This window comes from Microbacterium hatanonis, assembly GCF_008017415.1.
Taxonomy (GTDB): Bacteria; Actinomycetota; Actinomycetes; order Actinomycetales; family Microbacteriaceae; genus Microbacterium; species Microbacterium hatanonis.
Map to the genome: position 1 here is coordinate 982582 of NZ_VRSV01000001.1, position 23951 is coordinate 1006532.

The 23951-nt window shown below is 70.5% G+C and carries 33 protein-coding genes; 15 read left to right on the top strand and 18 right to left on the bottom strand.

Annotated elements, in window-relative coordinates:
- Positions 1–16: 16 nt before the first annotated feature.
- The 4 genes from FVP77_RS04635 to FVP77_RS04650 all read left to right on the top strand — a co-directional run bounded on the left by FVP77_RS04635 (position 17) and on the right by FVP77_RS04650 (position 3063).
- Positions 17–1156, top strand: coding sequence for an NAD(P)-binding domain-containing protein (locus FVP77_RS04635; protein WP_147893456.1), 1140 nt, complete (start codon positions 17–19; stop codon positions 1154–1156).
- 27 nt (positions 1157–1183) lie between these two features.
- Positions 1184–1567, top strand: coding sequence for a PPOX class F420-dependent oxidoreductase (locus FVP77_RS04640; RefSeq protein WP_147893457.1), 384 nt, complete (start codon positions 1184–1186; stop codon positions 1565–1567).
- A 3-nt stretch (positions 1568–1570) separates the two neighbouring features.
- Positions 1571–2212 carry an SDR family oxidoreductase gene (locus tag FVP77_RS04645; RefSeq protein WP_147893458.1) on the top strand — a complete coding sequence of 214 codons (642 nt, stop codon included), beginning with the start codon at positions 1571–1573 and terminating at the stop codon, positions 2210–2212.
- 74 nt (positions 2213–2286) lie between these two features.
- The gene (locus tag FVP77_RS04650; protein ID WP_147893459.1) at positions 2287–3063 is read left to right on the top strand and encodes an isocitrate lyase/PEP mutase family protein; all 777 of its coding nucleotides are present in this window, start codon (positions 2287–2289) and stop codon (positions 3061–3063) included.
- 6 nt (positions 3064–3069) lie between these two features.
- Here FVP77_RS04650 and FVP77_RS04655 read toward each other — a convergent pair whose 3' ends face one another.
- From FVP77_RS04655 to FVP77_RS04670, 4 genes are all read right to left on the bottom strand, one after another.
- Entirely contained in the window at positions 3070–3705 is a 636-nt protein-coding gene (locus FVP77_RS04655; RefSeq protein ID WP_147893460.1) for an LON peptidase substrate-binding domain-containing protein, read from the bottom strand.
- Positions 3702–4772 (bottom strand): FUSC family protein, encoded by a 1071-nt coding sequence (locus tag FVP77_RS04660; RefSeq protein WP_147893461.1) that lies wholly within the window; start codon positions 4770–4772, stop codon positions 3702–3704. The genes FVP77_RS04655 and FVP77_RS04660 overlap by 4 nt, the downstream gene beginning before the upstream one ends.
- Positions 4773–4822: 50 nt before the next feature.
- Positions 4823–5041, bottom strand: a complete 219-nt coding sequence (locus FVP77_RS04665) for a hypervirulence associated TUDOR domain-containing protein (protein ID WP_147893462.1) — start codon at positions 5039–5041, stop codon at positions 4823–4825.
- Between the two features lie 68 nt (positions 5042–5109).
- The gene (locus FVP77_RS04670; RefSeq protein ID WP_147893463.1) at positions 5110–5514 is read right to left on the bottom strand and encodes a nitroreductase/quinone reductase family protein; all 405 of its coding nucleotides are present in this window, start codon (positions 5512–5514) and stop codon (positions 5110–5112) included.
- 45 nt (positions 5515–5559) lie between these two features.
- Between FVP77_RS04670 and FVP77_RS04675 the strand changes: the two genes are divergently transcribed.
- Positions 5560–5898: a TraR/DksA family transcriptional regulator gene (locus FVP77_RS04675; RefSeq protein WP_147893464.1), complete on the top strand. Its 339-nt coding sequence runs from the start codon at positions 5560–5562 to the stop codon at positions 5896–5898.
- A 134-nt stretch (positions 5899–6032) separates the two neighbouring features.
- The gene (locus FVP77_RS04680; protein ID WP_147893465.1) at positions 6033–6248 is read left to right on the top strand and encodes an SCO4848 family membrane protein; all 216 of its coding nucleotides are present in this window, start codon (positions 6033–6035) and stop codon (positions 6246–6248) included.
- 6 nt (positions 6249–6254) lie between these two features.
- Here FVP77_RS04680 and FVP77_RS04685 read toward each other — a convergent pair whose 3' ends face one another.
- On the bottom strand, positions 6255–7094 hold the full coding sequence (locus FVP77_RS04685; protein WP_147893466.1) for a helix-turn-helix transcriptional regulator: 840 nt from the start codon (positions 7092–7094) through the stop codon (positions 6255–6257).
- Positions 7095–7195: 101 nt separating this feature from the next.
- Here FVP77_RS04685 and FVP77_RS04690 point away from each other — a divergent pair, with 101 nt between their 5' ends.
- Complete coding sequence (locus FVP77_RS04690) at positions 7196–7960, top strand: SDR family NAD(P)-dependent oxidoreductase (RefSeq protein ID WP_147893467.1); 765 nt, start codon at positions 7196–7198, stop codon at positions 7958–7960.
- Between the two features lie 57 nt (positions 7961–8017).
- On the opposite strand, the gene FVP77_RS04695 is transcribed toward FVP77_RS04690, so the two are convergent.
- The 6 genes from FVP77_RS04695 to FVP77_RS04720 form a co-directional block, all read right to left on the bottom strand.
- Positions 8018–8440, bottom strand: coding sequence for an organic hydroperoxide resistance protein (locus tag FVP77_RS04695; protein WP_147893468.1), 423 nt, complete (start codon positions 8438–8440; stop codon positions 8018–8020).
- Between the two features lie 17 nt (positions 8441–8457).
- The gene (locus FVP77_RS04700; RefSeq protein WP_246133972.1) at positions 8458–8898 is read right to left on the bottom strand and encodes a MarR family winged helix-turn-helix transcriptional regulator; all 441 of its coding nucleotides are present in this window, start codon (positions 8896–8898) and stop codon (positions 8458–8460) included.
- A gap of 49 nt (positions 8899–8947) precedes the next feature.
- Entirely contained in the window at positions 8948–12586 is a 3639-nt protein-coding gene (locus tag FVP77_RS04705; protein ID WP_147893469.1) for an SCO7613 C-terminal domain-containing membrane protein, read from the bottom strand.
- Positions 12583–12828 (bottom strand): helix-turn-helix domain-containing protein, encoded by a 246-nt coding sequence (locus FVP77_RS04710; RefSeq protein WP_147893470.1) that lies wholly within the window; start codon positions 12826–12828, stop codon positions 12583–12585. Before FVP77_RS04710 ends, FVP77_RS04705 begins: the two co-directional genes overlap by 4 nt.
- Positions 12828–13304, bottom strand: coding sequence for a DUF2975 domain-containing protein (locus FVP77_RS04715; RefSeq protein WP_147893471.1), 477 nt, complete (start codon positions 13302–13304; stop codon positions 12828–12830). The genes FVP77_RS04710 and FVP77_RS04715 overlap by 1 nt, the downstream gene beginning before the upstream one ends.
- A gap of 149 nt (positions 13305–13453) precedes the next feature.
- Positions 13454–14659, bottom strand: coding sequence for an MFS transporter (locus tag FVP77_RS04720; RefSeq protein WP_147893472.1), 1206 nt, complete (start codon positions 14657–14659; stop codon positions 13454–13456).
- A gap of 128 nt (positions 14660–14787) precedes the next feature.
- Here FVP77_RS04720 and FVP77_RS04725 point away from each other — a divergent pair, with 128 nt between their 5' ends.
- The gene (locus FVP77_RS04725; RefSeq protein ID WP_147893473.1) at positions 14788–15438 is read left to right on the top strand and encodes an SGNH/GDSL hydrolase family protein; all 651 of its coding nucleotides are present in this window, start codon (positions 14788–14790) and stop codon (positions 15436–15438) included.
- A 53-nt stretch (positions 15439–15491) separates the two neighbouring features.
- The gene (locus FVP77_RS04730; protein ID WP_147893474.1) at positions 15492–16001 is read left to right on the top strand and encodes a glycine cleavage system transcriptional repressor; all 510 of its coding nucleotides are present in this window, start codon (positions 15492–15494) and stop codon (positions 15999–16001) included.
- Positions 16002–16016: 15 nt separating this feature from the next.
- Here FVP77_RS04730 and FVP77_RS17140 read toward each other — a convergent pair whose 3' ends face one another.
- The 5 genes from FVP77_RS17140 to FVP77_RS04750 all read right to left on the bottom strand — a co-directional run bounded on the left by FVP77_RS17140 (position 16017) and on the right by FVP77_RS04750 (position 18703).
- On the bottom strand, positions 16017–16142 hold the full coding sequence (locus FVP77_RS17140) for a hypothetical protein (protein ID WP_281290306.1): 126 nt from the start codon (positions 16140–16142) through the stop codon (positions 16017–16019).
- 14 nt (positions 16143–16156) lie between these two features.
- Positions 16157–16396 carry a hypothetical protein gene (locus tag FVP77_RS16745; RefSeq protein ID WP_187266818.1) on the bottom strand — a complete coding sequence of 80 codons (240 nt, stop codon included), beginning with the start codon at positions 16394–16396 and terminating at the stop codon, positions 16157–16159.
- A 95-nt stretch (positions 16397–16491) separates the two neighbouring features.
- Positions 16492–17064 carry a DUF2238 domain-containing protein gene (locus FVP77_RS04740; protein WP_147893476.1) on the bottom strand — a complete coding sequence of 191 codons (573 nt, stop codon included), beginning with the start codon at positions 17062–17064 and terminating at the stop codon, positions 16492–16494.
- Positions 17061–17891 (bottom strand): endonuclease/exonuclease/phosphatase family protein, encoded by an 831-nt coding sequence (locus tag FVP77_RS04745; RefSeq protein ID WP_147893477.1) that lies wholly within the window; start codon positions 17889–17891, stop codon positions 17061–17063. Before FVP77_RS04745 ends, FVP77_RS04740 begins: the two co-directional genes overlap by 4 nt.
- Positions 17888–18703: a glycosyltransferase family 2 protein gene (locus FVP77_RS04750; protein ID WP_246133974.1), complete on the bottom strand. Its 816-nt coding sequence runs from the start codon at positions 18701–18703 to the stop codon at positions 17888–17890. Before FVP77_RS04750 ends, FVP77_RS04745 begins: the two co-directional genes overlap by 4 nt.
- A 111-nt stretch (positions 18704–18814) precedes the next feature.
- On the opposite strand from FVP77_RS04750, the gene FVP77_RS04755 reads away from it, so the two are divergent.
- From FVP77_RS04755 to FVP77_RS04770, 4 genes are all read left to right on the top strand, one after another.
- The gene (locus tag FVP77_RS04755; protein ID WP_147893478.1) at positions 18815–19129 is read left to right on the top strand and encodes a biopolymer transporter Tol; all 315 of its coding nucleotides are present in this window, start codon (positions 18815–18817) and stop codon (positions 19127–19129) included.
- Positions 19130–19231: 102 nt separating this feature from the next.
- A complete protein-coding gene (locus FVP77_RS04760) occupies positions 19232–19714 on the top strand; it encodes a pyridoxamine 5'-phosphate oxidase family protein (protein WP_147893479.1) in 483 nt (160 codons plus the stop codon).
- Positions 19715–19768: 54 nt separating this feature from the next.
- Complete coding sequence (locus tag FVP77_RS04765) at positions 19769–20509, top strand: sulfurtransferase (protein ID WP_147893480.1); 741 nt, start codon at positions 19769–19771, stop codon at positions 20507–20509.
- On the top strand, positions 20506–20898 hold the full coding sequence (locus FVP77_RS04770; RefSeq protein WP_147893481.1) for a DUF3054 domain-containing protein: 393 nt from the start codon (positions 20506–20508) through the stop codon (positions 20896–20898). The genes FVP77_RS04765 and FVP77_RS04770 overlap by 4 nt, the downstream gene beginning before the upstream one ends.
- Before the next feature lie 38 nt (positions 20899–20936).
- On the opposite strand, the gene FVP77_RS04775 is transcribed toward FVP77_RS04770, so the two are convergent.
- Positions 20937–22436, bottom strand: coding sequence for an MFS transporter (locus FVP77_RS04775; protein WP_246133975.1), 1500 nt, complete (start codon positions 22434–22436; stop codon positions 20937–20939).
- A gap of 104 nt (positions 22437–22540) precedes the next feature.
- Here FVP77_RS04775 and FVP77_RS04780 point away from each other — a divergent pair, with 104 nt between their 5' ends.
- Positions 22541–23179: a TetR/AcrR family transcriptional regulator gene (locus tag FVP77_RS04780; protein ID WP_147893483.1), complete on the top strand. Its 639-nt coding sequence runs from the start codon at positions 22541–22543 to the stop codon at positions 23177–23179.
- A 56-nt stretch (positions 23180–23235) separates the two neighbouring features.
- Here the strand turns inward: FVP77_RS04780 and FVP77_RS04785 are convergent, their stop codons facing one another.
- The gene (locus FVP77_RS04785; protein WP_116648472.1) at positions 23236–23439 is read right to left on the bottom strand and encodes a cold-shock protein; all 204 of its coding nucleotides are present in this window, start codon (positions 23437–23439) and stop codon (positions 23236–23238) included.
- Between FVP77_RS04785 and FVP77_RS04790 the strand changes: the two genes are divergently transcribed.
- Positions 23426–23746: a hypothetical protein gene (locus FVP77_RS04790; protein ID WP_147893484.1), complete on the top strand. Its 321-nt coding sequence runs from the start codon at positions 23426–23428 to the stop codon at positions 23744–23746. The genes FVP77_RS04785 and FVP77_RS04790 overlap by 14 nt on opposite strands.
- Positions 23747–23951 lie beyond the last annotated feature (205 nt).

The following is a 23951-nucleotide window of genomic DNA, read 5'->3' on the forward strand; positions in this document are numbered from 1 at the left end:
TACCGGCGCACGACGCATGGTTCTGGAGGCCGTGAGCACCACCACGCGCCGGGTCGACGTCGTCGTCATCGGCGCGGGTCAGGCGGGGCTCTCCACGGCCTACCACCTGCGTCGCCGCGGCTTCATCCCCGATGACGAGGCGCACGCATCCGATCGATCGTTCGTGGTGCTCGATGCCAACTCCGCCCCCGGCGGCGCGTGGCAGCATCGGTGGGCCTCGTTGCGCATGGCGACGGTGAACGGCATCCACGAGCTGCCGGGCTTCGATGTGCCGGCCGCCGACCCGACGGCGCGGGCGCGCGACGTGCTGCCCGCGTACTTCGCGGACTACGAGCGCGAGTTCGACCTCCGGGTGCGTCGGCCGGTCGCCGTGAAGGCGGTGCGTCGCGAGGCCGATGGGCTGCGCGTCGAGACCGACGCCGGCGAATGGGACGCGCGGTTCGTGGTCTCGGCCACAGGGACATGGACGCGTCCGTTCTGGCCGCGTTACCCCGGTCAGGAGCGGTTCCGCGGACGCCAGCTTCACACGGCCGACTACGTCTCGGCCGAGGAGCTCGCGGGTCGCCGGGTGCTGGTGGTCGGGGCAGGGGTGTCGGGTGTGCAGCTGCTGGAGGAGATCTCGCACGTCGCCACCGTCTTCTGGATGACGCGCCGCGAGCCCGACTGGATCGAGTCCGACTTCGATGTGCCCGCCCGGCTCGCTGCCATCGCCGGTGTCGAAGACCGCGTGCGCCGTGGCTTGCCGCCCGGCAGCGTCATCTCCGTCACCGGTATGCACTGGACGCCGTGGGCGCGCGCGGCGCGCGAGCGGGGCGTGCTCGAGCGGCTGCCGATGATGACCGGTATCGAGGAGGACGGCGTGCGCATGCCCGACGGGTCGCTCCTCGCGGTCGACGTGATCCTGTGGGCGACGGGGTTCCGTCCTGCCCTGGAGCACCTGGCGCCGCTGAGGCTCCGCACCCCGGAGGGCGGCTTCCGGGTGGACGACTCCAGATCGCTCGACGAGCCGCGCCTGTTCTTCGTCGGATACGGCCCCTCGGCGTCGACGGTCGGTGCCAACCGGGCCGGGCGCTCGGTCGCCGCCCGGATCACGAACGAGCTCGCGGGCGACTCTCCGGCGTCAAGCCCCGCCGGGCAGGTCGGGATCGGCGCGTAGCGTGGGAACCCGACGGAAGGAGTGCGCATGATCCCCGACGACCTGCGCGATCTGCTCGACGAACCGAATTACGGCGCACTGGGCACGGTACGACCCGACGGCTCGGTCCAGGTGAACCCGATGTGGTTCGAATACGACGGTGAGCACCTGCTGTTCACCCACACGACCAAGCGACAGAAGTTCCGCAACCTCGAGGCGAACCCGTCGATGAGCCTGATGGTCTTCGACCCCGAGAATCCCTACCGCTACATCGAGGTGCGCGGGCGTCTCGTCGAGGCGACACCCGACCCCGAGGGCGCGTTCTACGTGCGGCTCGGTCAGCGCTACGGCAACGCCGACCAGCAGCCGCCGCCCGACAGTGCCGACCGGGTCGTCCTCAGCATGTCCATCGAACACATCGGAAGGCACTGATTCATGAAGGTTCTCGTTCTCGGCGGTCACGGCAAGGTCGCCCTCCTGCTCGCACCGCTTCTTGCCGCACGCGGCGATGACGTCACATCGGTCATCCGCAACCCCGAGCACACGGGCGACGTGACCGCCGCCGGTGCCACGCCGCTCGTTCTCGACGTGGAGTCTGCCGACGAGGCCGCCCTGAGAGACGCCGTCGCCGGATACGACGCCGTGGTCTGGTCGGCGGGCGCCGGAGGCGGGAGCGCCGAGCGCACCTACGCGGTCGACCGCGATGCCGCGATCCGCACGATGGATGCTGCCGCCGCAGCCGGTGTGCGCCGGTTCGTGATGGTGTCGTGGATCGGCTCGACACCCGACCACGGCATCTCGCCCGACGACTCGTTCTTCGCCTACGCCGACGCGAAGCTCGCCGCGGACGACCACCTGCGCGCGACAGCGCTGGATTGGACGATCCTCGGTCCCGGCACCCTGACGCTCGGCGAACCGACCGGCGAGATCACGCTCGACCCCGAGGGCAAGGGCGAGGTGTCGCGCGCCGACGTCGCGGCCGTGATCGCGGCGTCGCTCGAGGACGACCGCACCGTGGGCCGTTTTATCCGCTTCGGGGGCGGGGATACGCCGATCGCCGAGGCGCTCGCCGCCTGAGAGCCGGCTAGTGCAGACCCGGGGCGGTCGCAAGGCCGGGACTGCGTGGCCGGTCGGCCCGTAACGTGTGGAGCATGAGCACCCAGATCGAAAAAGCCCAGAGCTTCGCGCAGCTGCACACCGCCCCCGAGATCCTCCGCGTCGTCAACGTGTGGGACGTCGTCTCGACGAAGGCGATCGCCGCCCTCCCCGAGACCAAGGCCATCGCCACGGCAGGACACTCCATCGCCGCCACCTTCGGCTACGAGGACGGCGAGAACATCCCGCTCGACGTGATGCTCGACATGGTGCGCCGCATCGCCGAGGCGGTCGATCTGCCCGTCACCGCCGACCTCGACGCGGGCTACGGCGACGCGGGGGAGACCGTACGGAAGGCCATCGGCGCCGGAGCGGTCGGTGCGAACATCGAAGACCGTCTGAAGCCGCTCGCCGAGTCGGTGGCCGTGGTCGAGGCTGCTATTGCGGCCGGGGAGGCGGAGGGTGTGCCGTTCGTGCTCAACGCTCGCACCGACGCGTTCATGCGCGGCGGCGACCGCCCCGCCTCCGAATCCATCGCCGACGCCATCGAGCGCGGCCGGGCGTTCCTCGAGGCCGGTGCGACCTCGGTCTTCGTGCCCGGTCTCCTCGACGCCGACACCACCCGGCAGCTCGTCGAGGGCATCGGTGACCGTCGCGTGAGTGTCATCGGCATCCCCGGGGCCCTGACCGCCGCGGAGTACGAAGCGCTCGGTGTGGCGCGCATCTCCTACGGACCCACGACGCAGCGCGTCGCTCTCACCGCTTTCCAGGACGTCGCGAAAGACCTCTACGCGAACGGCGTCATCCCCTCCAGCATCCGCGCCCTGAACTGACCCCGTCTACTCGAAGGGCTCCTCGTCGACACCGCGCACGGCGAGGAGCTCTTCGGCGGCGAGGGTCAGGTCGATGACCTCGCGGAGGAGGCCGCCCATGCTCGTCGCACCGAGCAGCGCGAGCTGGTCGATCGGCCCGAGCGGCGCGATCGCGGCGATCTGCCACGCCCGTGCGAGGGGCTCCTCGGCGAGCTCGATGTTCGGTTCCCATCGGGTGTCGCCGTACTCGCCGGCGCGCGCGAGCACGCGCCGAACGATTCTCTCGGCCTCCGACGAGAGGGGTGTAAGAGCGTCGTTCCACTCCAGATCGGCCAGCATCCGCACCCGTGCGCGCGGGTAGGGCGCATCGTCGAGCCACTCCTCCACCTCGAAGCGCGCCCCTCCGCGCGCGAGCACCGAGATGACGCCCTCCTGGGGCAGCACCCGCTCGAGTCGAGCGACGGCGCCCCGTGCGAACCGCTTCTCTCCGCCCCCGACCTCGTGCCCTCGTTCGATCAGCACCACGCCGAACTCCGCGGGCTGTTCGTCCAGCAGCATCCCGAGCATCTTGAGGTATCGCTCCTCGAAGATGCGGGCGGCGAGCGGCGTGTGGGGGAAGAGCACCATGCCCAGGGGGAACATCGCGAGCGTGCGGTCGGTCATGTGTTCGCCGTCTCTCCGAGAGCTTCGTGGATGCGGTGCAGGTCGACCAGCAGCGAGCCGACGAGCACCCAGTGGCCCTCCGACGGTTTGCCGATGTCGAGCGGTCGCGTGAGCGCGGGAGGTTCGAGCGGCGCGGATGCTGCGCCGTCGCTCGCGCGCGACGCCGAGGCCGCGTCGGGGGCCCGGTGCCGCAGCACCGCGAGATGCACGTCGTGCGAGGCGCGGCGCAGCTGCTCGGCGATCGCCCGTACCGACGGCTCGTCGACGATCGACGGGTCGTAGCGGTCGTAGGCGGCCCTGGTCATGCCGATCACCTGGGTGAGGATCGGGGTGAAGACGTCGAGCAACCGCTCGAGACGGGCGAGATCGTCGCGGTGACGGCGGCCGCGCGGATTGAGGGCGAGCGAGTCCCGTGCGTCGGACAGGGCCGTTTCCGCCGCGTCGCGCATGGGGCGCATCAGGCGCGCCTCGAGCAGGAGCTCCTCGAGGGAGGCGGGCGTCTGGGGAGTCGCGAGCGCATCGGCGAGGCGATCCAGGGCGGCCGACAGCTCGTCGCCGAGCGCCTCGATCCGCTGCCGGGCCGGGGCGACGGCGACCGGCGGCACGAGTGCCACGTTCACGATGAGGCCGACGAGCGCGCCGATGAGCGTCTCGATCACGCGATCGACGGCGTAGAGCGGCGTCGCGGTGCCGAGCGCGAGCACGAGGATCGCGCTGATCGCGACCTGATTCGCGGCCCCCGGGGTCAGCTTCAGCGCCCAGGCGGCGAGGAGCGCCACCGCCGCCGCGATGAGGATCACCCAGGTCGACGAGCCGAGCGCGATCCCGAGCGCGGAGGCGACGATCACCCCGGCGATGACCCCCACGCTGCGTTCGACCGCGCGCGTCAGCGACTGGTTCAAGCTGGGCTGCACGACGAGCAGCGCAGCGATCGCCGCGAACACCGGGAGCGGCCCGGGCACGAGCCACCCGGCGAGCAGCCACGCGGCGATCGTCGCGATCGCCGACTTCGAGACCTGGAGGAACGGGGTCCGGCGCGCGGAGCGGAAGGAGGCGGTCACACGCATGCTTCGAGAGTAGGCCCGCAGCATCCGCCCGCGGCTGTCACGTGCCGCGGTCAGGCGTCCTTGAGTCGGCGCAGAGCCGAACCCTTGTGCGCCGCGCGGTTGCCGCTCTTCTCCGACTCGACGACGAAGGCGGGTTCGTCCGACGAGGCGGTGAAGTGCTGCCCGGCGAGGGTGAAGTCGCTCGTCTTCTTCTCGACGATGCTGCCGCGGGTTCGACCCTGCGGGGTGTTCCAACTGACCCGGTCACCGGTCGAGAAATCCGTTGCCATGATCGGCTCCCTTGTTCGTATGAACCGATCGTGCCCGGACGACGGGCGCTCTTTCGCGGGATTGACAGTCAGGAGCGGACGAGGTGGAAGACGGCGATGAGCCGGTCGGTGCGCTTCTCATAGTCGGCGAAGCCGGGAGACGCCGCGAGAAAGCGCTGCCAGCCGGCATCGCGCTCGGCGCCGCGCAGTTCGACGGCTTTCGCGGCCACGGTGCCCTCGCCGGTCTCGACCTCGATGGACGGGTTCGCGCGGAGGTTGTGGGCCCACGCGGGCTCTTCGGGCGCACCGCCTTTCGACGCGGCGACGAGCCACCCCTCGTCGGTGGGGATGCCCATGAGCGGGCTGATGCGCGGGGCGCCCGACTTCGCGCCGGTCGTGTGCAGCAGGACGAGACGATCACCGAACCCGGCGGTGGCGACATGGCCGCCGTTGGCGCGGAACTCTTCGATGATCCGGGTGTTGAAATCGGTCACGACCTCACCCTACCCACGTCTGTCCGGGCGTAGCCTGGAGCGCCCATGACCATTGATCACGCCGCCGTCCTCAGCACGCTCCTGCGTGAGGCCGAACAGCGTCTCGCCCACCTCGACGACGACGAGCGCAGTCTTCTCCGCGACCGGGCCGACGCGACGGCGGACGACGAGCACGACCCCGAGGGATCGACGCTGTCGGGGGAGTGGAGTCGCGTGGACGCGCTGCGGCGCGGCGCCGAGCAGGACCGGGCGGATGCGGCGACGGCTCTCGCCCGCGTCGCCGACGGCACGTACGGTACGTGCGTCGTGTGCGGCGGCCCGATCGCCCCGGGGCGGCTGGAGGCGCGTCCGACGGCAGCCACCTGCATCGGCTGCGCCCGCTGAGGCTCCGGTTGTGCAGCATCCGTCACGGGCGTAGGACACGGCGCGGGCGTAGGACGCATCCGCGCTCATCGTCCTACGTCGACGCCATCTCCGACGTCCACGACCCTCGCGGGAACGACGCTTAGGCTCGGGGCGTGGAAACTCTGCTCGTCGTCCTGCTGTTCGTCAACGCCGCCTTCAACGTGATCGTCTGGCCGCGGTTCTACATGCGCGTCGCCAAAGACACCCGTGCGCGCGATGCCGCGGGCAAGCCGACCACCTTCCTCATCGTGCACGCGGTGCTCATCGCGCTGGCTCTCGTCATCGCGCTCGCGTCGGTGATCGCCGGCATCGCCGCGCTCACCACCTGACCCCTCTCAGACCGACATCCGTTGCGTGCCGAGCACACGGAGCAGCGCGAGCTTCTCCGCGTCCTCCGTGCCGGGGCGGGCGGTGAACACCAGCAGACGTTGATTCGTGTCGGTGTCCAGCAGCGTCTGACACTCGAGCGTCACTTCGCCGACGCCGTCGTGGGCGAACCGCTTGGAACGCGGATGCTTGTCCGCGACGTCATGGGCGGCCCACACGGTCGCGAACTCCGGACTGACGCGCAGCAGGTCTGCAACGATCGCTCCGGCCGCGGAGTCGCGCCCGAGGCGGGCGTAGGCCGTGCGCAGCTCCGCGGTGAAGATGCGGCCCCGCATCTCGTGGTCGTCGGCGGGGTAGATCCGACGCGACTCCGGTTCCGTGAACCAGCGGTGCACGGTGGAGCGCGACATCCCTTCTCTGCCGGTCAGCTCGCCGAGGAGGGCTCGGGCCGGTTCGGTCTGGAGCAGCACCTCGCCGAGCTCGGTGATCACCTGCGCCGGGGTGTCGTGGAGGCGGTCGACGATGCGGAGGAGACCGGGGGAGATGTGGTCGCTCGCACCGACCCTGTCGGGCGCCGGGTGTCCGGCGAGGCGGAAGAGATGATCGCGCTCGTCGAGGTCGAGGTGCAGCGCGCGAGCGATGGCGGCCAGCATCTGCACGGACGGCTGCGGACCCCGTTGCTGCTCGAGGCGGTTCAGATAATCCGTCGACATGCCCGCGAGCTGCGCCACCTCCTCGCGGCGAAGGCCCGGGGTGCGCCGCCGGGGTCCTCGCGAGAGACCGACGTCCTCGGGTTGCAACGCCTCGCGCCGGGTGCGGAGGAACTCGGCGAGCTGCGGGCGGTCCATGGGTCCATTCTGCGGGCGCGCGCGGGTCGCAACCAGGGAGTGCCGATCCTCCGATGAGCGCGCCCTGGCTGCCGTGAACGGGGTCGCCGAGAGTGGATCCCATGACGAATCCACGCATCATCCTCATCACCGGCGGCTCTCGTGGTCTCGGCCGCGCGTCCGCTCTCGCGCTCGCCGACGGCGGCGACGATCTCGTCGTCACCTATCGGAGCGAGCCCGCCGCCGCCGCATCCGTCGTCGCCGAGATCGAGGCCCGCGGACGACGCGCTGTGTCGATGCGGCTGGACACGACCGCCCCGGAGACCTTCCCGGCCTTCGCGCGCGATCTGAGTGAGGCACTGCGCGCGACGTGGGGGCGCGAAGACCTCGACGCCCTGGTCAACAACGCGGGCTACGCCGGAGACACTCCCTTCGGGGCGATCGAACGCGCCGAGATCGACAGGCTCGTCGCCGTGCACTTCACCGGTGTGGTGCTCCTCACGCAGGAGATCGCCCCGATGATCGCGGACGGCGGGCGCATCCTGAACGTCTCGACGGGGCTCACCCGCTTCGCCGTCGCCTCGGGGCAATCGGTGTACGCCTCGATGAAGGCCGCGATCGAGACGTGGACGATGTACCTGGCGAAGGACCTCGGTGCGCGCCGGATCGCCGTGAACGTCCTCGCCCCCGGCGCGACGGCGACGGACTTCGCCGGCGGCGGCATCCGCGACAGTGCGGACTACCGGGCCATGATCCTCCCCACCGTCGCCATGGGAAGGATCGGCGAACCGGATGACGTCGGGGCGGCGGTGGCCGGCATCCTCGATCCGCGCCTGGGCTGGGTCACCGCGCAGCGGATCGAGGCCTCCGGGGGTCAGCGGCTCTGATCGGACGCGAAAGGACCGCCGTCCCGAGGGTCGGCGGTCCTTTCGCGAGCAGGGAGATCAGTCGTCTGAGACGGTGACCGTGACGTCGATGTTGCCGCGGGTCGCGTTCGAGTAGGGGCAGACCTGGTGGGCGGCGTCGGCGAGCGCCTGCGCCTCGTCGTGCGGGAGGTTCGGGATGACGACCTCGAGCTCGACCGACAGCTGGAAGCCGCCCTCGCCGTTCGGGCCGATGTGCACGCGCGAACCGACGCTGGTGTCTTCGAGCTTGACCTTCTGGCCAATGGCGACCGCCTGGAGCGCGCCGTGGAAGCAGGCCGCGTAGCCGGCGGCGAACAGGGCCTCGGGGTTGAGGCCGCCGCCGGGGCCACCCATCTCCTTGGGGATGCGCAAGTCGGTGTCGAGCAGCCCGTCCTTCGTGGCGACGTGGCCGCCGCGTCCTTCGCCGGTCGCGAGTGCTTCTGCGGTGTAGATGACGTCCATGAGGATGTCCTTTCGGTTCAGGAGGCGGATGCCTCGGAGGAGGCCTGCACGCTGCGCGTGAGGGTGTGCAGCGAGTCGAGCAGTTCGCGGGCGGCGTCGATCTCGATGCCCATGCAGGTCGCGATCTGCGCCGAGACCCCGTTCATGCGTTCGCGCAGATCGAGCCCGAGCTCGGTGAGGGAGACCTCGACGACGCGCTCGTCATCGGAGCGGCGCGTGCGGCTCACGATGCCGGAACGCTCGAGTCGTCGAAGGAGGGGCGACAGCGTGCCGGAGTCGAGGTCGAGCGTGTGGCCGAGCTCGCCGACCGTGCGCGGGCCGTCGGTCCACAGGGTCACCAGCACGAGGTACTGCGGGTAGGTGAGGCCCCACGGCTCGAGCACGCGGCGGTACGCCTGGGTGGTGGCGCGGCTCGCCGAGTACAGGGCGAAGCACACCATGTGGTCGACTGCGGGCATGAATGAAGCATTGCACGCAATTGAATTGTGCGCAACCGAACATTTCGCCTCACGCGAGGTCGCGCAGTCGCGCGGCGATCCCTTCCCCCTCGCCGTCGCGGCGTTCGTAGGTGACCGCGATGATCAACAGCACCGCACCGACGACCGACAGCGTGATCCACCACGGCATCGATTCGATGCCGCGCCCGATCTGCACCATGAACGCGAGCACGTTCTCGACAGGGAGCACCACGATGCCGATGACGAACGGTGCGGCCACGCGTGCGCCCGCACCGACCAGGATGGCCGCCAGCGCCACCACGATCACGAGGATCGCGCGCCACGTGAGCGGGTCGGTGTACGTCGCAGCGATGGAGGCGCTGAGCATGACGAGCAGCCCCGGTGCGAGGAGCGCCCACGACCCGCGCCAACCGCGCGGCCAGTCGGAGAGTCGGGGACGCGCGGCCGCATCGCCGCCCGCGGCGCTCCCGGCCAGGGCGGTTGCGCCCGCGACGAGGAGGAACGCCCCGAGAGGAAGCGAGAACCACTCCACCCGTAGATCGCGCGGACTCCAGGCGACCACTGCCGTGGCGAAGGCGATCACGAAGAGGAACCACACCGGCGGCAGGCCCGTAGCCCTCGAGCGGTCACGAACGGCGACGACGAGCATGATGGCCAGGGCCGCCACCATCAGCGCCCACATCGTCCAGATCGTGAACCAGTCGCGATGGATCGCGGGCCACGCCGCGGCGGCGATGTACAGCACCGCCGGGGCGAGCAGCCATCGCGATGACGCCAGCGGCGAGCCGGCCGCGCCGCCGCGACGCAGCGCACGACCGGCGAGAGCGGCCGGAATCGCTCCGGCCGCGCCGAGAGCAAGGAAGAGGAGGACGTCAGGCGTCGCCGAGAGAGGAGCCGTGTCCAGGGCGAAGCCCCATCGAACGGCCTGCACCGCCCCGGCGGCCCCGGCGGCGACGGCGACGGCGAAGGTCGGCACGCGCAGTCCCCGCAGCCGCTCGGCGATCCGCGAATCGCCGCGGCCCAGCAGCATCCCGATGCCCGCGAGCGCCCACGCCGCGACGACGAGTCCGTACGTCCGCCCGGCGACCGGACCGCCGGAACCGCTGATCGCCAGCAGGACGGCGACCGGGACGACGGCGAGAACGAGTCCGGCGCAGTAGATAGCGCGCCCCTTGCCGCCGCGCGCGGTGAGGACCAGTCCGATGATGGCTGCGCCGAGGGTCGGAGGGAGGACGTACGGTTCGAACGCGTCGACGCCGGACAGAGCCCACGCGCACCAGAGCGCGCCGGTGAGGGCGGCGCCCGCGAGCCACCAGCCGTATCGGCGACGGCCCCACAGGGCGGCGGCGCCCGCGCCGACGCCGAGGATCGTCAGCACGACCAGCGTCGTCCCGAGGCCCGCCGACTCGCGGGCGAGCGATAGTGCTACGGCGATGGCCGCCGTCAGCAGAGTGGATGCTTCGATTCCGCGCTCGGCGGCAGCGGCTCCGGTTTCGCCCACGCGACCGACGAGAGCATCGCGGATGGTGGGCAGCGAGGGCAGGACGAGGGCGACGAGCGCCGCGATCACCGGCAGGACGACGGGCGATCCGCTGACCTCGAGGAACTGGGCACCGAGGCACACCGCGACCACCGCGAGCGCGGGCACGAGGACGGCGCCCGCGAGGGTGCGCAGCGCCGCGCCCAGGCCCGGTCGCCGGGTGTGCACGAGGGTCAGGGCGAGGGCGAAGATCACGGCGGTCGACAGCGCGGTCCATCCGCTCCGTTCGAACACCACCTGGGCGACGCCGATCGCGAACGGCACCGCGGTGACGACGAGGACGGCCCACCAGGCGCGGGGGCGCACGGCGGGGACGAAGGTCGCCACGATCGCTGCGATGCCCCCGACCGCGGTGGTCAGGCACAGCAGGGCGATCGACCCGAGGCCGAGCTGATGCAGGGCGGTGCCGAAGACGACGAGGGCGTACGCGTAGCCGACCCCCACATGCCAGAAGCGCGCGGCGGCGGGCAGGGTGCGGGCGAGCAGAGCGACGGTCGCGACGATCGCCGTCCCGGCCCACACGACGACCGCGTCGTCGCGCCAGGACAGGAGCCCGGCGAGGATCAGAGCCGCGTGCGCTCCGGCGATGAGCGGCAGCCTCGTTGCGGCAGAGCTCGAGAGCAGGCGCGGGAGCATCACGGCCAGACTCAGGCCGACGGCGTAGCTGAGGCCGAGTGCGACCCGGACCCAGAGGGGGAGCGAGGTAGAGGTCAAGGTGACGAGCGCCGCGGCCATTCCCGACCAGGCGCCGAGCTGCGCGACCCACCGACGGTTCTCGCCGCGACGTATCGACAGCAGCCCGAACGCGATCAACCCGATCGCGACGGAGGCGAGGCCCGTCGCAGTCGCCCCCGTCACGGCAGGGTCGAAGAGGTCGTCCTCACTGTCGACTCCCCAGACGGTGGCTGACCCCAGGAGGCCCGCGAACGAGGCGGGCGCCATCGACGCGAGCGCGATGGCCGCCAAGGCGCCGGCGTGGAAGGGCTCGCGGAGAACGGGGTGCGGGGTCGGCACGAGGGCGCCGACGGCGACCAGGCCGACGGCTGCCGCGGCGGGAACAGCCGCGAGACCGACCCACTCCGACGACGCGGTGCTTGTGGAGGCGACGGCCAGGGGGACCATCGCGGCGGCTGCGACCCCCGCGGATCCCGCGACGAAGCTCCAGAAGGCGCCGGCCGGATGTCTGGCCGAGAGGAGGGCGAGAACCGCCGCGGCGACGAGTGCTCCGGTGGTGACCCAGAGCCCGCTGGCGTCGTCGGGCACCCAGACGGGAGGCACGGCGATAGCGACGAAGGCGATCTGCACGACGGTCAGCGCGATCCGTTCGGCACGGAGGCGCCCGTCGAACCGGGCGCGTAGGCGGTCGGTCGCGCTCATGAGGGCGAACGCGGCACCGGCCGTGGCGAGGGCTCCCGCCGGGAGGCCCACGCCCGGTCCTGCCGCGACGCCGAACATGACCGGCACCAGCGAGACGCCCACGACCGCGGCCCACAGCCATACCCGCAGCCGCACGACCGCACCGAGTGCGCCCATGGCGGCCCCCGCGATGAGCGTGCCTACGGCGGCGAGCACCCAGGGGCTCTGGCCGGCCGGGGTCAGTTCGGCGACCGAGCTCACATCGAGTCCGACGAACACGATCCCGAGGGCGCCGACCGCTTCGGCGGAGAAGCGCAGACCGCGGCGCATCAGCACGCGCGCCCCGAGGAGGAACACGACGGTGATCGCGGCGACGATCGCTCCGCGGACGGCCCGGTCGGTGAGGTCGGGGTTGAAGAAGGTGAAGACGATCGCGGCAACGGCGACGAGTCCCGCGCCGGCGAGGGCGAGCACGGACTGCACGGTCGCGCTCGAGCCCGGTCGGGACGTCGGTGGCGTTGCCGCAGCGCGCGGCGCCGGCGCCGGGGCGACGCGGGGGCGCAGAGGAACGCGGTCCAGTACGCCCTGGCGCGCCTCGAGGGCGTCGGCGGCCGACTGCGACACCTGCCAGAGCTCGTCGCCGATCTCGGTGAAGTCGGCACCGCAGGCGCGGCAGAACCTGTCGGCCACCGCGTTCACCTCGCAGACCGGACACGCCGGCGACTCCCGGAGGGCCCGCAGAGCGTCGACGCTCCACCTCGGCGCGCGTCGCACGCCCGTGGTCGCGCTCACCGCTCGTCCCCGCGATCTCCGGGCGCAGCATCCGGGTCGTCGGGAACCCAGACGAGGATGTCGCCGGGCTGACAGTCCAGCACGCGGCAGATCGCGTCGAGGGTGGAGAACCTCACGGCCTTCGCGCGGCCGTTCTTGAGCACAGACACGTTCGCCGGGGTGATGTCGATCGCGGCGGCGAAGTCCTGCACCGACATCTTCTTCTTCGCAAGCTCCACGTCGAGGTTGATGATGATCGGCATCAGACGACCTCGGACAGGTCGTGCTCGAGCTGCGAGGCTTTGCGCAGCAGGCTCCGCATGACCACGATGAGCAGGGTCAGGCCGAGGCCGACCACGATCCCCAGCAGGCACAGGAGGTTGATCGACGCCGTCGACATGCCGGTCAGCAGGAAGGTCACCAGCGCCACCAGCACGAGCAGGGTCGCGAATCCGACCGCGCCGAGGCTCACATCGACGTCGACGAACGCCCGTTCGCTGAAGATCCCCTCCTCGCGCACGAGCGACAGCAGCCGCCAGACGCAGATCAGCACGACCTGCACGCAGACGAGGAACGCGACCCCCACGATGATGCCCGGTATCTGCAGGTAGGCGACGTCACCGTATCGGACCGCCGACTGCGCGGCGACGGCGGGGACCACCGCGATCTGACAGAACAGGAGCAGCGCGAGAAGGAGGAAGATGAGGATCTTCAGGACGAGGATCGTGTTGCGTTGCATGGCGCACCTATCGATATTCGAGGCATGAATATCGATAAACAATACACACCGGATGCTGCGTCACCACCGCCGGTGGCTGATGTGCCGCGTTCTGGGCGGTCAGGCGGCGCTGCGACCCCCGATCGCGGCACCTCGGCGACGGGTGTCGCTCAGGGGGTCGACGCCCGTGCGCGCATGACGAGACCTGCACTGACGGTGGCGATGAGCACGAGGGCGCTGAAGACGAGCAGCACCGTGGTCTGGGGGATGAAGAGGAGGAAGAGTCCCACCGCGAGCACGGGGAGAGCGAGGCCGCAGTAGGCGACGAGGAACACCAGTGCGAGGGTCTCGCCGCGTCGACCCGGGGCGGCCAGTCCCGATGCCGTCGCGATGGACGCGCGGAACAGCAACCCGACGCCGACGCCCGCGACGACGCCGCCGACGAGGAACACCGCGAGCTGGGGGAGCACCGCCCCCAGCGCCACACCGACGAGGCCCACGGCGCAGCAGGTGACGGCCACCGTCAGCTGCACGCGCAACCTCACACGGGCGAACACGACCTGCCCGGCGGCCGCCGCGGCGAACACGGAGAACGCCGTGGCGCCGGCGGCCAGATGATCGGGCTGATCGAACGTCCCCACGAGGAACGTCGGCGCGAGGGATGTGAAGAGTCCGAAGAGCGAGAACCCCGCGAAAGCCGCGAAACCGGCGGCGACGAACGCGCTCCGAGACGAGGGAGGCGCCGCCAGCCGCTGAGGCCGGTAGGCGGGGCGCTCCGCGGGCACGTCGACGGTCTCGGGAACGGCTGTCAGCACGAGGGCGGCGGCCAGCAGCAGCACGAGGAAGACAACGTGCGGGAGCACGAGCGGAGCGGGGAGGAACTCGGCGAACAGTCCGCCGATCAACGGGCCGAGCGCGAGCCCGCCGAGGTTCGCCGCACCCGATACGGACGCGGCGACGACCGCATTCTCGTTCGGGCGGGCCCGCGACCGCAGTTCGCCGAGGTGGGCGGTGGCGGTCGCGGTGAGTGCGCCGATGCTCACCCCGTTGACCAGACGCGCCAAGATCAGCCCCGGTACGGAGCTCCACACGAGGAAGAGCACGGCGGATAACGCGGAGACGAGCACGGCGATCACCAGCATCCGTCGTCGCCCCACCCCGTCGCTGAGGTGGCCGACGAAGAAGAGGCTGAAGACGACCCCCACCGCGTACGCGGCGAACACGACGGTCACGACCGACACCGGGAAGCCGTCCTGCTGCTGGTACAGCGGATAGAGCGGCGTCGGCACCGTCGAGTACGCCATGACGAGGGTGAAGCACACCGCGACGACCCAGAAGCCCGCGTCGTGCGAGATGCGTGATCGTGTCTCGGCCATCGTCGTTCCCGTCTCGCGGAGTTCGCCTGCTGGCACCGACGTTAGGGCCTCGAGGCCGCTCGCGGGGAGGAGGGCAAACCGGAGCCGGGTGCGGCTCCGAAGAGCACGAGACAAGGGAGGATGGTCGGATGCGTCGAATACTCGCCGTCACACTGGCGGCCGTCGGTCTCACCCTCGTGGGCTGCGCCCCGCAGCAGGCGGCACCGCCGGACGACGACGGTCGTCCGCTCGTGGCCTTCTACGGCGACTCGTACACGCTCGGGACGGGTGCCAGCTCCCCGGACGTGCGATGGTCGACCCGTCTCGCCGAAGACCGCGGATGGCGGGAGTACAACCCCAGCGTGAACGGACTCGGGTTCGTGAACAACCGCGATGCGCGCGGCGCCGACCTCCCCGGCGACATCATCGACTCCCAGCCCGACATCGTCGTCATCACGATGGGGCTCAACGACGCGTTCAGTTTCGATGCGCGCGGAACCGAGATCCGCGACCGCATCGCCGACGACTTCGACCGCCTGACCGGCGCGCTCCCCGACGCGCGCTTCGTGGTCGTCGAGCCGTTCTGGTACACCGCCGAGCGCACCGACGGCCTCGAGACCATCATCGGCTGGGTGAAGGACGCCGCGGAGCGCATCGACGCCGACTACATCCCGGGGGCCTCGTCCTGGATCCAGGGGCGCGACGGCGAGATGGCGAAAGACGGTCTGCACCCGAACGACGCCGGCTACGACGAGATCTATCGCCACATGGACGCGGCATTCGCTGACATCGGCCTCTGAGGCCGCGCGGCGGGGTCTGCCCTCACGACGGCCTGCGCGATACGCTGGCGCCCATGGCCACCCTCGTCCTGACCGTCGTCGGTGCCGACCGAGCGGGTCTCGTCGCGGCCGTCGCCGACGAGGTCGACGCCCACGGCGGCAACTGGGAGAACAGTCAGCTCGCCGAGCTCGCCGGAGCCTTCGCCGGCATCATCGAGGTGTCGGTCGCCGAGGCCCGCGTCGCGCCGCTGCGCGCCGCGCTGGCCCACATCCGCGGGCTCGTGACGGTGACACTGCCGACGACGGGATCATCGCGCGACTCCGCCGATCGACGATTCGCGGTCTCGGTGCTCGGCAACGACCGGCCGGGCATCGTCCGGGAGGTGTCGACGACGCTCAGCCTGCGCGGCTTCGGCATCGAGCGGATGACGACGGAGGTGCGGGACGCGCCGATGTCGGGCGGGCGCGTGTTCGAAGCGACGATCGTGGCGATCTCCGCCGCATCCGCCGATCCCGACGATCTCGCCGCCGGACTCGAGCAGCTCGCGAACGAACTGCAGGTCGACATCGCGGCCATCGACTGACGTCGTGGGACGGGGTCAGCCCGAGGGGTTCTCGACCGGTGTGCCGTCGTCTTCGGTCGTGTCGACGTCTTCGACGGCGCCGCCCGACGCCGTCGCGTCGTCGATGTCGGTGCTGTCGTCCTTCGGGTTTCTCTCGCTCACGGTCGTGTTCCCTCTCAGCTGTTCACGGCTTTGCGCGCGGCCTTCTCGGCCTTGCGGGCGGTCTTCTCGGCCGACTTGCGCGCCTTCTTGAGCTGCTTCGCGGCGCGCCGACGGATCTTCTTGACCTCCGGGTCGTTCCACAGGGCGACCAGCGCGGCGGCCAGCGCCCCGTACTTCGCCACGACGAGGCGGACGCCGACGAAGACACCGGCGGCGGCGCCGAGGACGAGAAGGAGCTTGGCGAATCGGTTCATGACAGGGTCCTCCGGGTATTCGGGTTCGAGTGCTGTCCCATCACACCGCGCACCGGTCGAGAAGCGCCCTCCCTTGCGCGGGGGCGCGGGGTGTGTCACGAACGGGTGGGCCGTGCACGCGCGAGGAGGAAGCCCGCGAGCAGGGCTCCGACACCTCCGACGGCCATGTCGCCGATCGTGTCACCGTAGGTGACGAAGATCTCATCGGTGACGAACGTCTTCCCGAGCCACTCGATCATCTCCCAGACGGCGCTCAGGGCGAGGCCGAACGCGGTGGCGAGCACGACCGCCGCGCGGCCGGTGAAGCCCGGCGTGCCCGGCGCCGCGACGATGCCGGCGGAGGCGCAGAGCACGTACACGAGGGCGGCGAGCACGCCCGTGCAGACGAGGTGGATGACGATGTCCCACCACGCGATACGGGTGTAGAGGTCGAAGACGTTGCTCCACGCCGCGACCAGGATCGTCACCGACGTCAGCAGGTCGAAAGCCGGACGCAGGCCGAGGAACCGGGGCGCCACCAGCGCCGGCAGTGTCAGCGCGACGATGCCGGCGTCGGTGGCGGTGAACCAGATCGCTGCCACGATCACGCTCAGCGCGCCGATCACCCGCACGGCGTCGGCGGCATAATCGCCGATCGTGCGAGGCGGCCGGAGGAAGTTCTCGATCATCGGGCCGCGCCGCCTTCATCGACGCGGACGACGGCGTGCACGGGGAGGTGATCCGACGGCCAACGACCGTCGACGGGTTCGCCGTCGATCGCGGCGCGGAGCACGCGTACGCCCTTCGTGACGACGATCCAGTCGATGCGGGGAGCGTCGGCGCGCGGCCGACGATAGTTCACGAAGGTGCCCCAGCCGGGGGTGAGGTGCGTTCGGGCGTTCGCCCACGCGTCGCGCAGGACTCCGCCGGACAACAGCACGCGCAGCGCGGGCGAAGACGCCGCGGCGTTGAGGTCGCCCATGACGATCACGGGCTCCGAGGCCTCTGCCGCCGCCCCTCTCACGATCTCACTCGAGCGCACGCGTGCGGCCGCGGAGAACGGATCGAAGTGCGTGTTCATGACACGGAAGCGGGCATCGGTCGCGCGGTCACGGAAGATGGCCGACACGACGATCCGCGGCACGACCGATCCCCATGATCGCGACCCGGGCTCGTCGGGTTGCGCCGACAGAGCGGTCTGCTCGGCCTCGATCAGCTCGAGCCGATCCGCGTCGTAGAACAGCGGACAGGCCTCACCGCGTCCATCGCGATTGCGGCCACGGCCGATCGAGCGATAGCGCGGCCCGAGCGCGGCGGCGACGAAGGCCGCCTGATCGGGCATCGCCTCCTGTACGCCGAGGATCGTGGGGAGCTCCGCGGCGAGCAGGGCGCGCAGGGGCTCCTGCCGTCGTGACCACCGGTCGGCCGGACGCGGATCGATGCCCAGGCGTCGGCGGATGTTGTAGGTCATGACATGCAGCTCGGGCGCGTCGACCCGTCCGATCACGCCGGTCATCGTGCTGACGACGACAGGGCACGACCGCGCCGGGCGCTGCGTCGGTGAATCGCGACCCGACGCCACCGGTGGGGCGGAAAATCGTGGGGCCAGTGCACGGTCACCGTGCGGAATCCCCTGTCGATCCGCCGCTTGAACCCCGAGAGGCTGGCGAAGGGCCGCATCGACATCCCCATCGCCGCCGAGGGGAGCCGCCCGATGCGGTGGCGCTCGCCGAGGTGGAACGCGAGATCGACGTCGTCGTGCAGCATCGCGTCGTGCCGGTGCACGGCCGAGCGCACGTCGATCCACGCCTCCCGGCGCAGCGCCACGTTCGAGCCGAAGAGGGGGAGGTGCCCGAGTGCCGGCGCCGTGACGAGGGTGTAGGCGAGGAGGTATGCGAAGGCCAGCGGACGGCGCAGCATCCGCGGTCCGTCGACGAAGCGCGCACCGCCGGTGAACGCCGCGACGTGCGGACGGCGGGTGAAGGCGGCGACGACCATCTCGATCCACGTCGCGTCGGGGACGCAGTCCGCGTCGAGGCGGAGGATGACCGCTCCGGTTGCGGCGTCGTAGCCGAGTGCGCTGGCCGCGGGTATGCCCGGGCGTGCGCACTCCACGACGCGCGCACCGGCACGGCGGGCGACGTCGGCCGAGGCGTCGACCGAGCCGTTGTCGACCACGATCGTCTCGTCGGCCAGCCGTGTCTGGCCCGCCAGGGCGGCGAGGCATCGCGCGAGCGCGACGGCGTCGTCCTTCACGGGGATCACCACCGAGACGGTCACGTAGGCGGACGACGCTCGGGGGCTGCGTCGTTCGGGGATGTTCGTCACGGCGTCTCCTCGGCGGGCTGACCAGCCACGCTACTGGCGTCCGGCGCCGGCTCCGGGCCGTTGACAGGCCGCACGGCGCGGGTTAGCCCGCGGTGCGATGATGGGCCGACCATGGCCGAAGACGAGAACGACCGCTGGCTGGTCATCGACGGGCGTCGATGGCGCCGCACGGATCCCTGCCTCCCCGACGATCTCGCCGCGGCGCTGCGCTCGCACCTCGGGAAGGGACGCTCGGGTGTCGGGGCGGCGAAGCGCGCGGGCGATGACGAGGCGGTCGCGGCGGCCCGGCGCCGCGTCGGACTCGCCAAGCACGGACTCGGAGAGCGTGGTCCGTACTGGTGGGACGAACCCGAGGACGACCGCATCGCACGGGCGCACGACGCGCTCGCCGAGCTCGACGCGCTCGATCGCGCGTCGAGAGGGTGATCGCGTCGCACCGTTCCCGTTCGGTGTCAACGGCGTGCGCCGGGGCTCGGAGAGGCGTTGCATAGGGGACACACCTCGACCCACCCCTGGAAAGGCCGCGTCATGACCGCAACCCCCTCCGAACTCGAGAAGCTCGCGAGTCTGCTCAAGGATTTCCGTTTCGCGATGCTGACCAGCCGCGATGAGGACGGCAAGCTCACCGCCCACCCGCTGACCGTGCAGGAGAGCGAGTTCGACGGCGACCTGTGGTTCATCATCGGCCGTCACGCCTCGGCCGTGGAGCACGTCTCCCGTGACGCGAACGTGGGCGTCTCCTTCAGCTCGAACGACTCCTGGCTGTCGCTGGCGGGCACCGCCAGCATCGTCGACGACGGCGCGAAGCTGCGCGAGCTGTGGAACCCGGCCGTCGAGGCTTGGTTCCCCGAGGGACCCGAAGACCCGAACGTCACGCTCCTCAAGGTCGACACCGTCAGCGGCGAGTACTGGGACAGCCCCGGAGGCAAGGTCGCCACGATCGTCGCCCTGGTGAAGCACAAGGTCACCGGCGAGAAGTACGAGGGCGACAACGAGAAGTTCGACCTCTGACGAGACGGCACCCACGGATTGGAGGGGGGCGCCGAGCCTGCGTACGCTTGCCCGGTGCCCTCCGTCCTGAACGTTTCGGCGTATCTGTTCACGCCGATCGATGATCCCGTGGTTCTGCGCCACCTGTTGCGTGCGCGCGCCGTCGATGCGGGGCTGAAGGGCACCATCCTCCTCGCCGAGGAGGGCATCAACCTCTTCCTCGCCGGAGAAGAGCAGGCGCTGCGGGGCTTCCTCTCCCAGGTGACCGCTGACGAACGCTTCTCCGCACTCACGGCGAAGGAGAGCTGGTCGGTCGATCAGCCGTTCCGCAAGATGCTCGTCAAGGTCAAGCGCGAGATCATCCGCATGGATCGTCCCGCCGTCCGCCCGGCGACCGGCCGCGCTCCAGCAGTGGATCCCGAGACGCTGCGTCGGTGGCTCGACCTCGGCCACGACGATCGAGGACGCGAGGTTGTTCTGCTCGACACGCGCAATGCGTTCGAAGTCGACTACGGCACGTTCGACGGCGCGCTGAACTGGGGGATCGAACGGTTCACGCAGTTTCCGGACGCAGCGGCCGCCCATCGTGACGACCTCTCCGGCAAGACGGTCGTGAGTTTCTGCACCGGCGGCATCCGCTGCGAGAAGGCGGCCATCCACCTCCGCGAAGAGGGCGTGGACGCCTACCAGCTCGACGGGGGGATCCTCGGCTACTTCGAACACGTCGGGCGCGCCCACTGGAGCGGCGACTGCTTCGTCTTCGACGAGCGCGAGGCGTTGACGCCCGGGCTCGCTCCGCGCGAGGTCGACGCGTGACGGATCGTGCACCCTCCGGCCGGGGAGGACAACGGCGGGCAGGCGGGGCGCTCGCACTCGATGCGGTGCTGGTGGTCGCCTTCGCCGCGACGGGGCGTGCGACGCACGACGGCGACGTCTGGAGCGGGCTCGCCATGACGGCGTGGCCGTTCCTCGCCGCTCTCGTGGTCGGCTGGCTCATCACGCGCGCGTGGCGGGCGCCCTCCGCGCCCGTCCGCGTCGGTATCGGCGTCTGGCTGACGACCGTCGTAGGCGGGATGCTGCTGCGGGCGCTGTCGGGTCAGGGCACGGCGATCGCCTTCGTCATCGTGGCGACGGCGACCCTGTTCGTGGCCCTCGTGGGCTGGCGGTTCGTCGCCGCACTCGTTCGGCGTTCGCGCGCGCGCTGACGGGCCGACCGCGAAGCGGCCGGCCCGTCGATCCGCGTTCACAGAGCGGCGATCGGCTCCGCGTCTGCACCGGTCGTCGAGGGGACGGCGCCGTCGGCGTCGGCGATCCGCACCCGCCGCCGGAACAGCAGGGCGGCGATGACGCCGCCGACGGCGAAGAAGCCCGCGCCCCACCCGTAGGCCGCGGCGTAGCCTGCGACGGCTGCGGACGCGGCCGTCTCGGCATCGGCCGGCAGACGCGAGGCGATGTAGTCGGCGGTCGCGGTCGCGGCGATCGTGTTGAGCAGCGCGGTGCCGATCGAACCGCCGACCTGCTGGCTCGTGTTCACCATCGCGGACGCGACACCGGCGAAGTGGCGGTCGACGCCCAGGGTGGCGGTCTGCATCGATGCGGGCATGATCGAGCCCATCGCCAAGCCCAGCACCATGAGGGCGGGAAGCACATCAACCGCGTAGACACTGTCGAGCTGCAGCCGCGTGAGCAGCAGCATCCCGACGGTTCCGAGCGCCATGCCGATCGGCACCATGACCTTCGCGCCCAGACGGGGCAGCAGGAAGTTCGTGGAGAGCTGAGCGGCGAGCACCAGCATCAACACCATCGGGAGGAACGAGAAGCCGGTCTGCATGGGGCTGAAGCCGAGGGAGGCCTGAAGGAAGTACGTGACGAACAGGAAGATCCCGAACATCCCCGCCCCGGCGATGAGGATCGACAGGTACGACGCGGCGCGGTTGCGATCGAGGACGATCGCCAGGGGGAGGAGCGGATGAGCGGCGCGCCGCTGCCAGAGGACGAACGCGACGAGCAGCACGAGGGCCGCGGCGAGCACTCCCCATGCGAGGGGAGAGTCCCACCCGTCGGTCTCGGCGTTCGCGAAGCCGAATACGATCCCGAACAGACCACCCGAGACCAGCAGCGTTCCGGGGACGTCGAGCTTCGGTCGCGGCCCGTCGGAGTCGACGTTGCCCACGAAGAGGAAGACGCCGATGATCGCGATGACGGCGATGAAGACGTTGATGTAGAGGTTCCACCGCCAGTCCAGCTGCTCGGTGAGGAAGCCCCCGAGGAGCAGCCCCACCGCGCCGCCCGCGCCGGCGATCGCGCCGAACACGCCGAAGGCGCGGGCGCGCTCCTTCGGGATCGTGAACGTGGTGGTGAGCACCGCGAGCGCGGTCGGGGCGAGGAGGGCGCCGAACACGCCCTGGAGTGCGCGGGCGGCGACGAGCACGCCGAAGTCGGGGGCCGCACCGCCGAGGGCCGATGCTGCGGCGAAGCCGATGAGCCCGATGACGAAGGTGCGCTTGCGGCCGATCAGGTCGGACAGGCGGCCGCCGAGGAGCAGCAGCGCGCCGAAGGCGAGGGAGTAGGCCGTGACGACCCACTGGCGGTCGCCATCGGAGAAGCCGAGGTCGGCTTGAGCGGAGGGGAGCGCGATGTTCACGACGGTCGCGTCGAGGACCACCATGAGCTGCGCGAGACCGACGGTGATGAGCGTCAGCCAGCGGCGGGAGGGCGCCGCCGTGTTCGTGAGGGAAGACATGTCGGTCAGCATATACGGAACTGTCAAGTTCCGGATATGAAGAGTTCCTGAACGATCGATCACCGTTAGTATGGGAGCACCCCCGACGAAAGGACGAGACTGCGATGACGCCGCTCGATCTCATCGACGACGCCGAGGTCGTCCCCCCGAAACTCGGCCGAAAGCGCGATCACAGTCGCGACCCCGAGATCCTCGACGCGGCGCTCGAGGTGCTCGCCGAAGAGGGCTACGACGGAATGACCATCGATATGGTGGCCGCCCGCGCGCGTGCGGGAAAGGCGACGCTCTACCGGCGGTGGCCGTCCAAGGCGGAGCTCGTGCTCGACGCCGTGGCGTGCATGAAGAAGGCCGACCTCGAACTCGAGGCGCTCCCCGATACGGGGACGCTGCGCGGTGACCTGATCGCCATGATCAAGGCTCCATCGCTGCGCGACGCGGCCAAGAAGCTGCAGATCATGGCGGGTGTGGTGTCGATGTTGTCGCGGGCACCCGAACTCGCGGAGGCCGCACGCGAGGCGATCGTCGAGCCCCGGGTCGCGGCCAACCGGTTCTTGATGAACCGCGCCGTCGAGCGGGGCGAGATCTCACGCGAGCACGACATCGACACCGTCGCGCTCGTGAGCCCGTCGATGGTGGCTTACCGCGTGCTGATGACGGGTGAGCCGGTCACACGCGAGTTCTTGATCTCGCTGATCGACGGGGTCGTGCTTCCGGCCCTCGGAGTCTCCGCAACGACGGAGTAGGCGTGAGGGCCGAGACCGACCGGCCGGACAGCTTGCGCTGCCCGGCCGGAGAAGTCTCAGAGGGGGCGAATGTTCGCAGCCTGCATACCCTTGGGTCCGCGCTCAGCGTCGAACTCCACCTTCTGGTTCTCCTGGAGCTCCTTGAAGCCGCTGCCGGCGATCGCGCTGAAGTGCGCGAACAGGTCGGCGGAGCCGTCATCGGGAGCGATGAAGCCGAAGCCCTTTTCGGAGTTGAACCATTTCACGGTGCCAGTGGCCATCGTGTTCTTCCTTTTTCTTTTCGGGCCGCAATCAGCGACCGTGTGTGCCGCTCCGACGTGTGCGGAGCGGACGGATGAGGCGCAACGAACGCGACCGGCGCGGGCTGACCCGGCGGGTGGCGATCGTTTCGCGAGCTTCTTCGACCGTGGTCTGCGCCAGTGCGGCAGAGGCGTGTCGGCCGAGGTCTTCTCCGACGGAGCCGTGCGCGTCGTAACCGTCGATGACGGTGGCGACGAAACCGGCGTACTCACCGGCATCGGTGGCGACGAGGATGTCTGCCCCGGCCTGGCGCCAGTGAACGGATGAAGCGGAGGAGAGGGGTGTGAAGGGAGGTACGGTGACGAGCGTCAAAACAAGCTTTCAGCAGGGCGGAGGAGGCAACACGGTGGTGCTCTCACTACGCAAAATCTAGGGGTTATATGAGCCGTCTCAGACGGGGAAGAACGTCGGGGTTGCTGTTCTCTACATTGAGGCAGAGGGTTTCGACGCGGGGTCCCGGATCGGGACACGA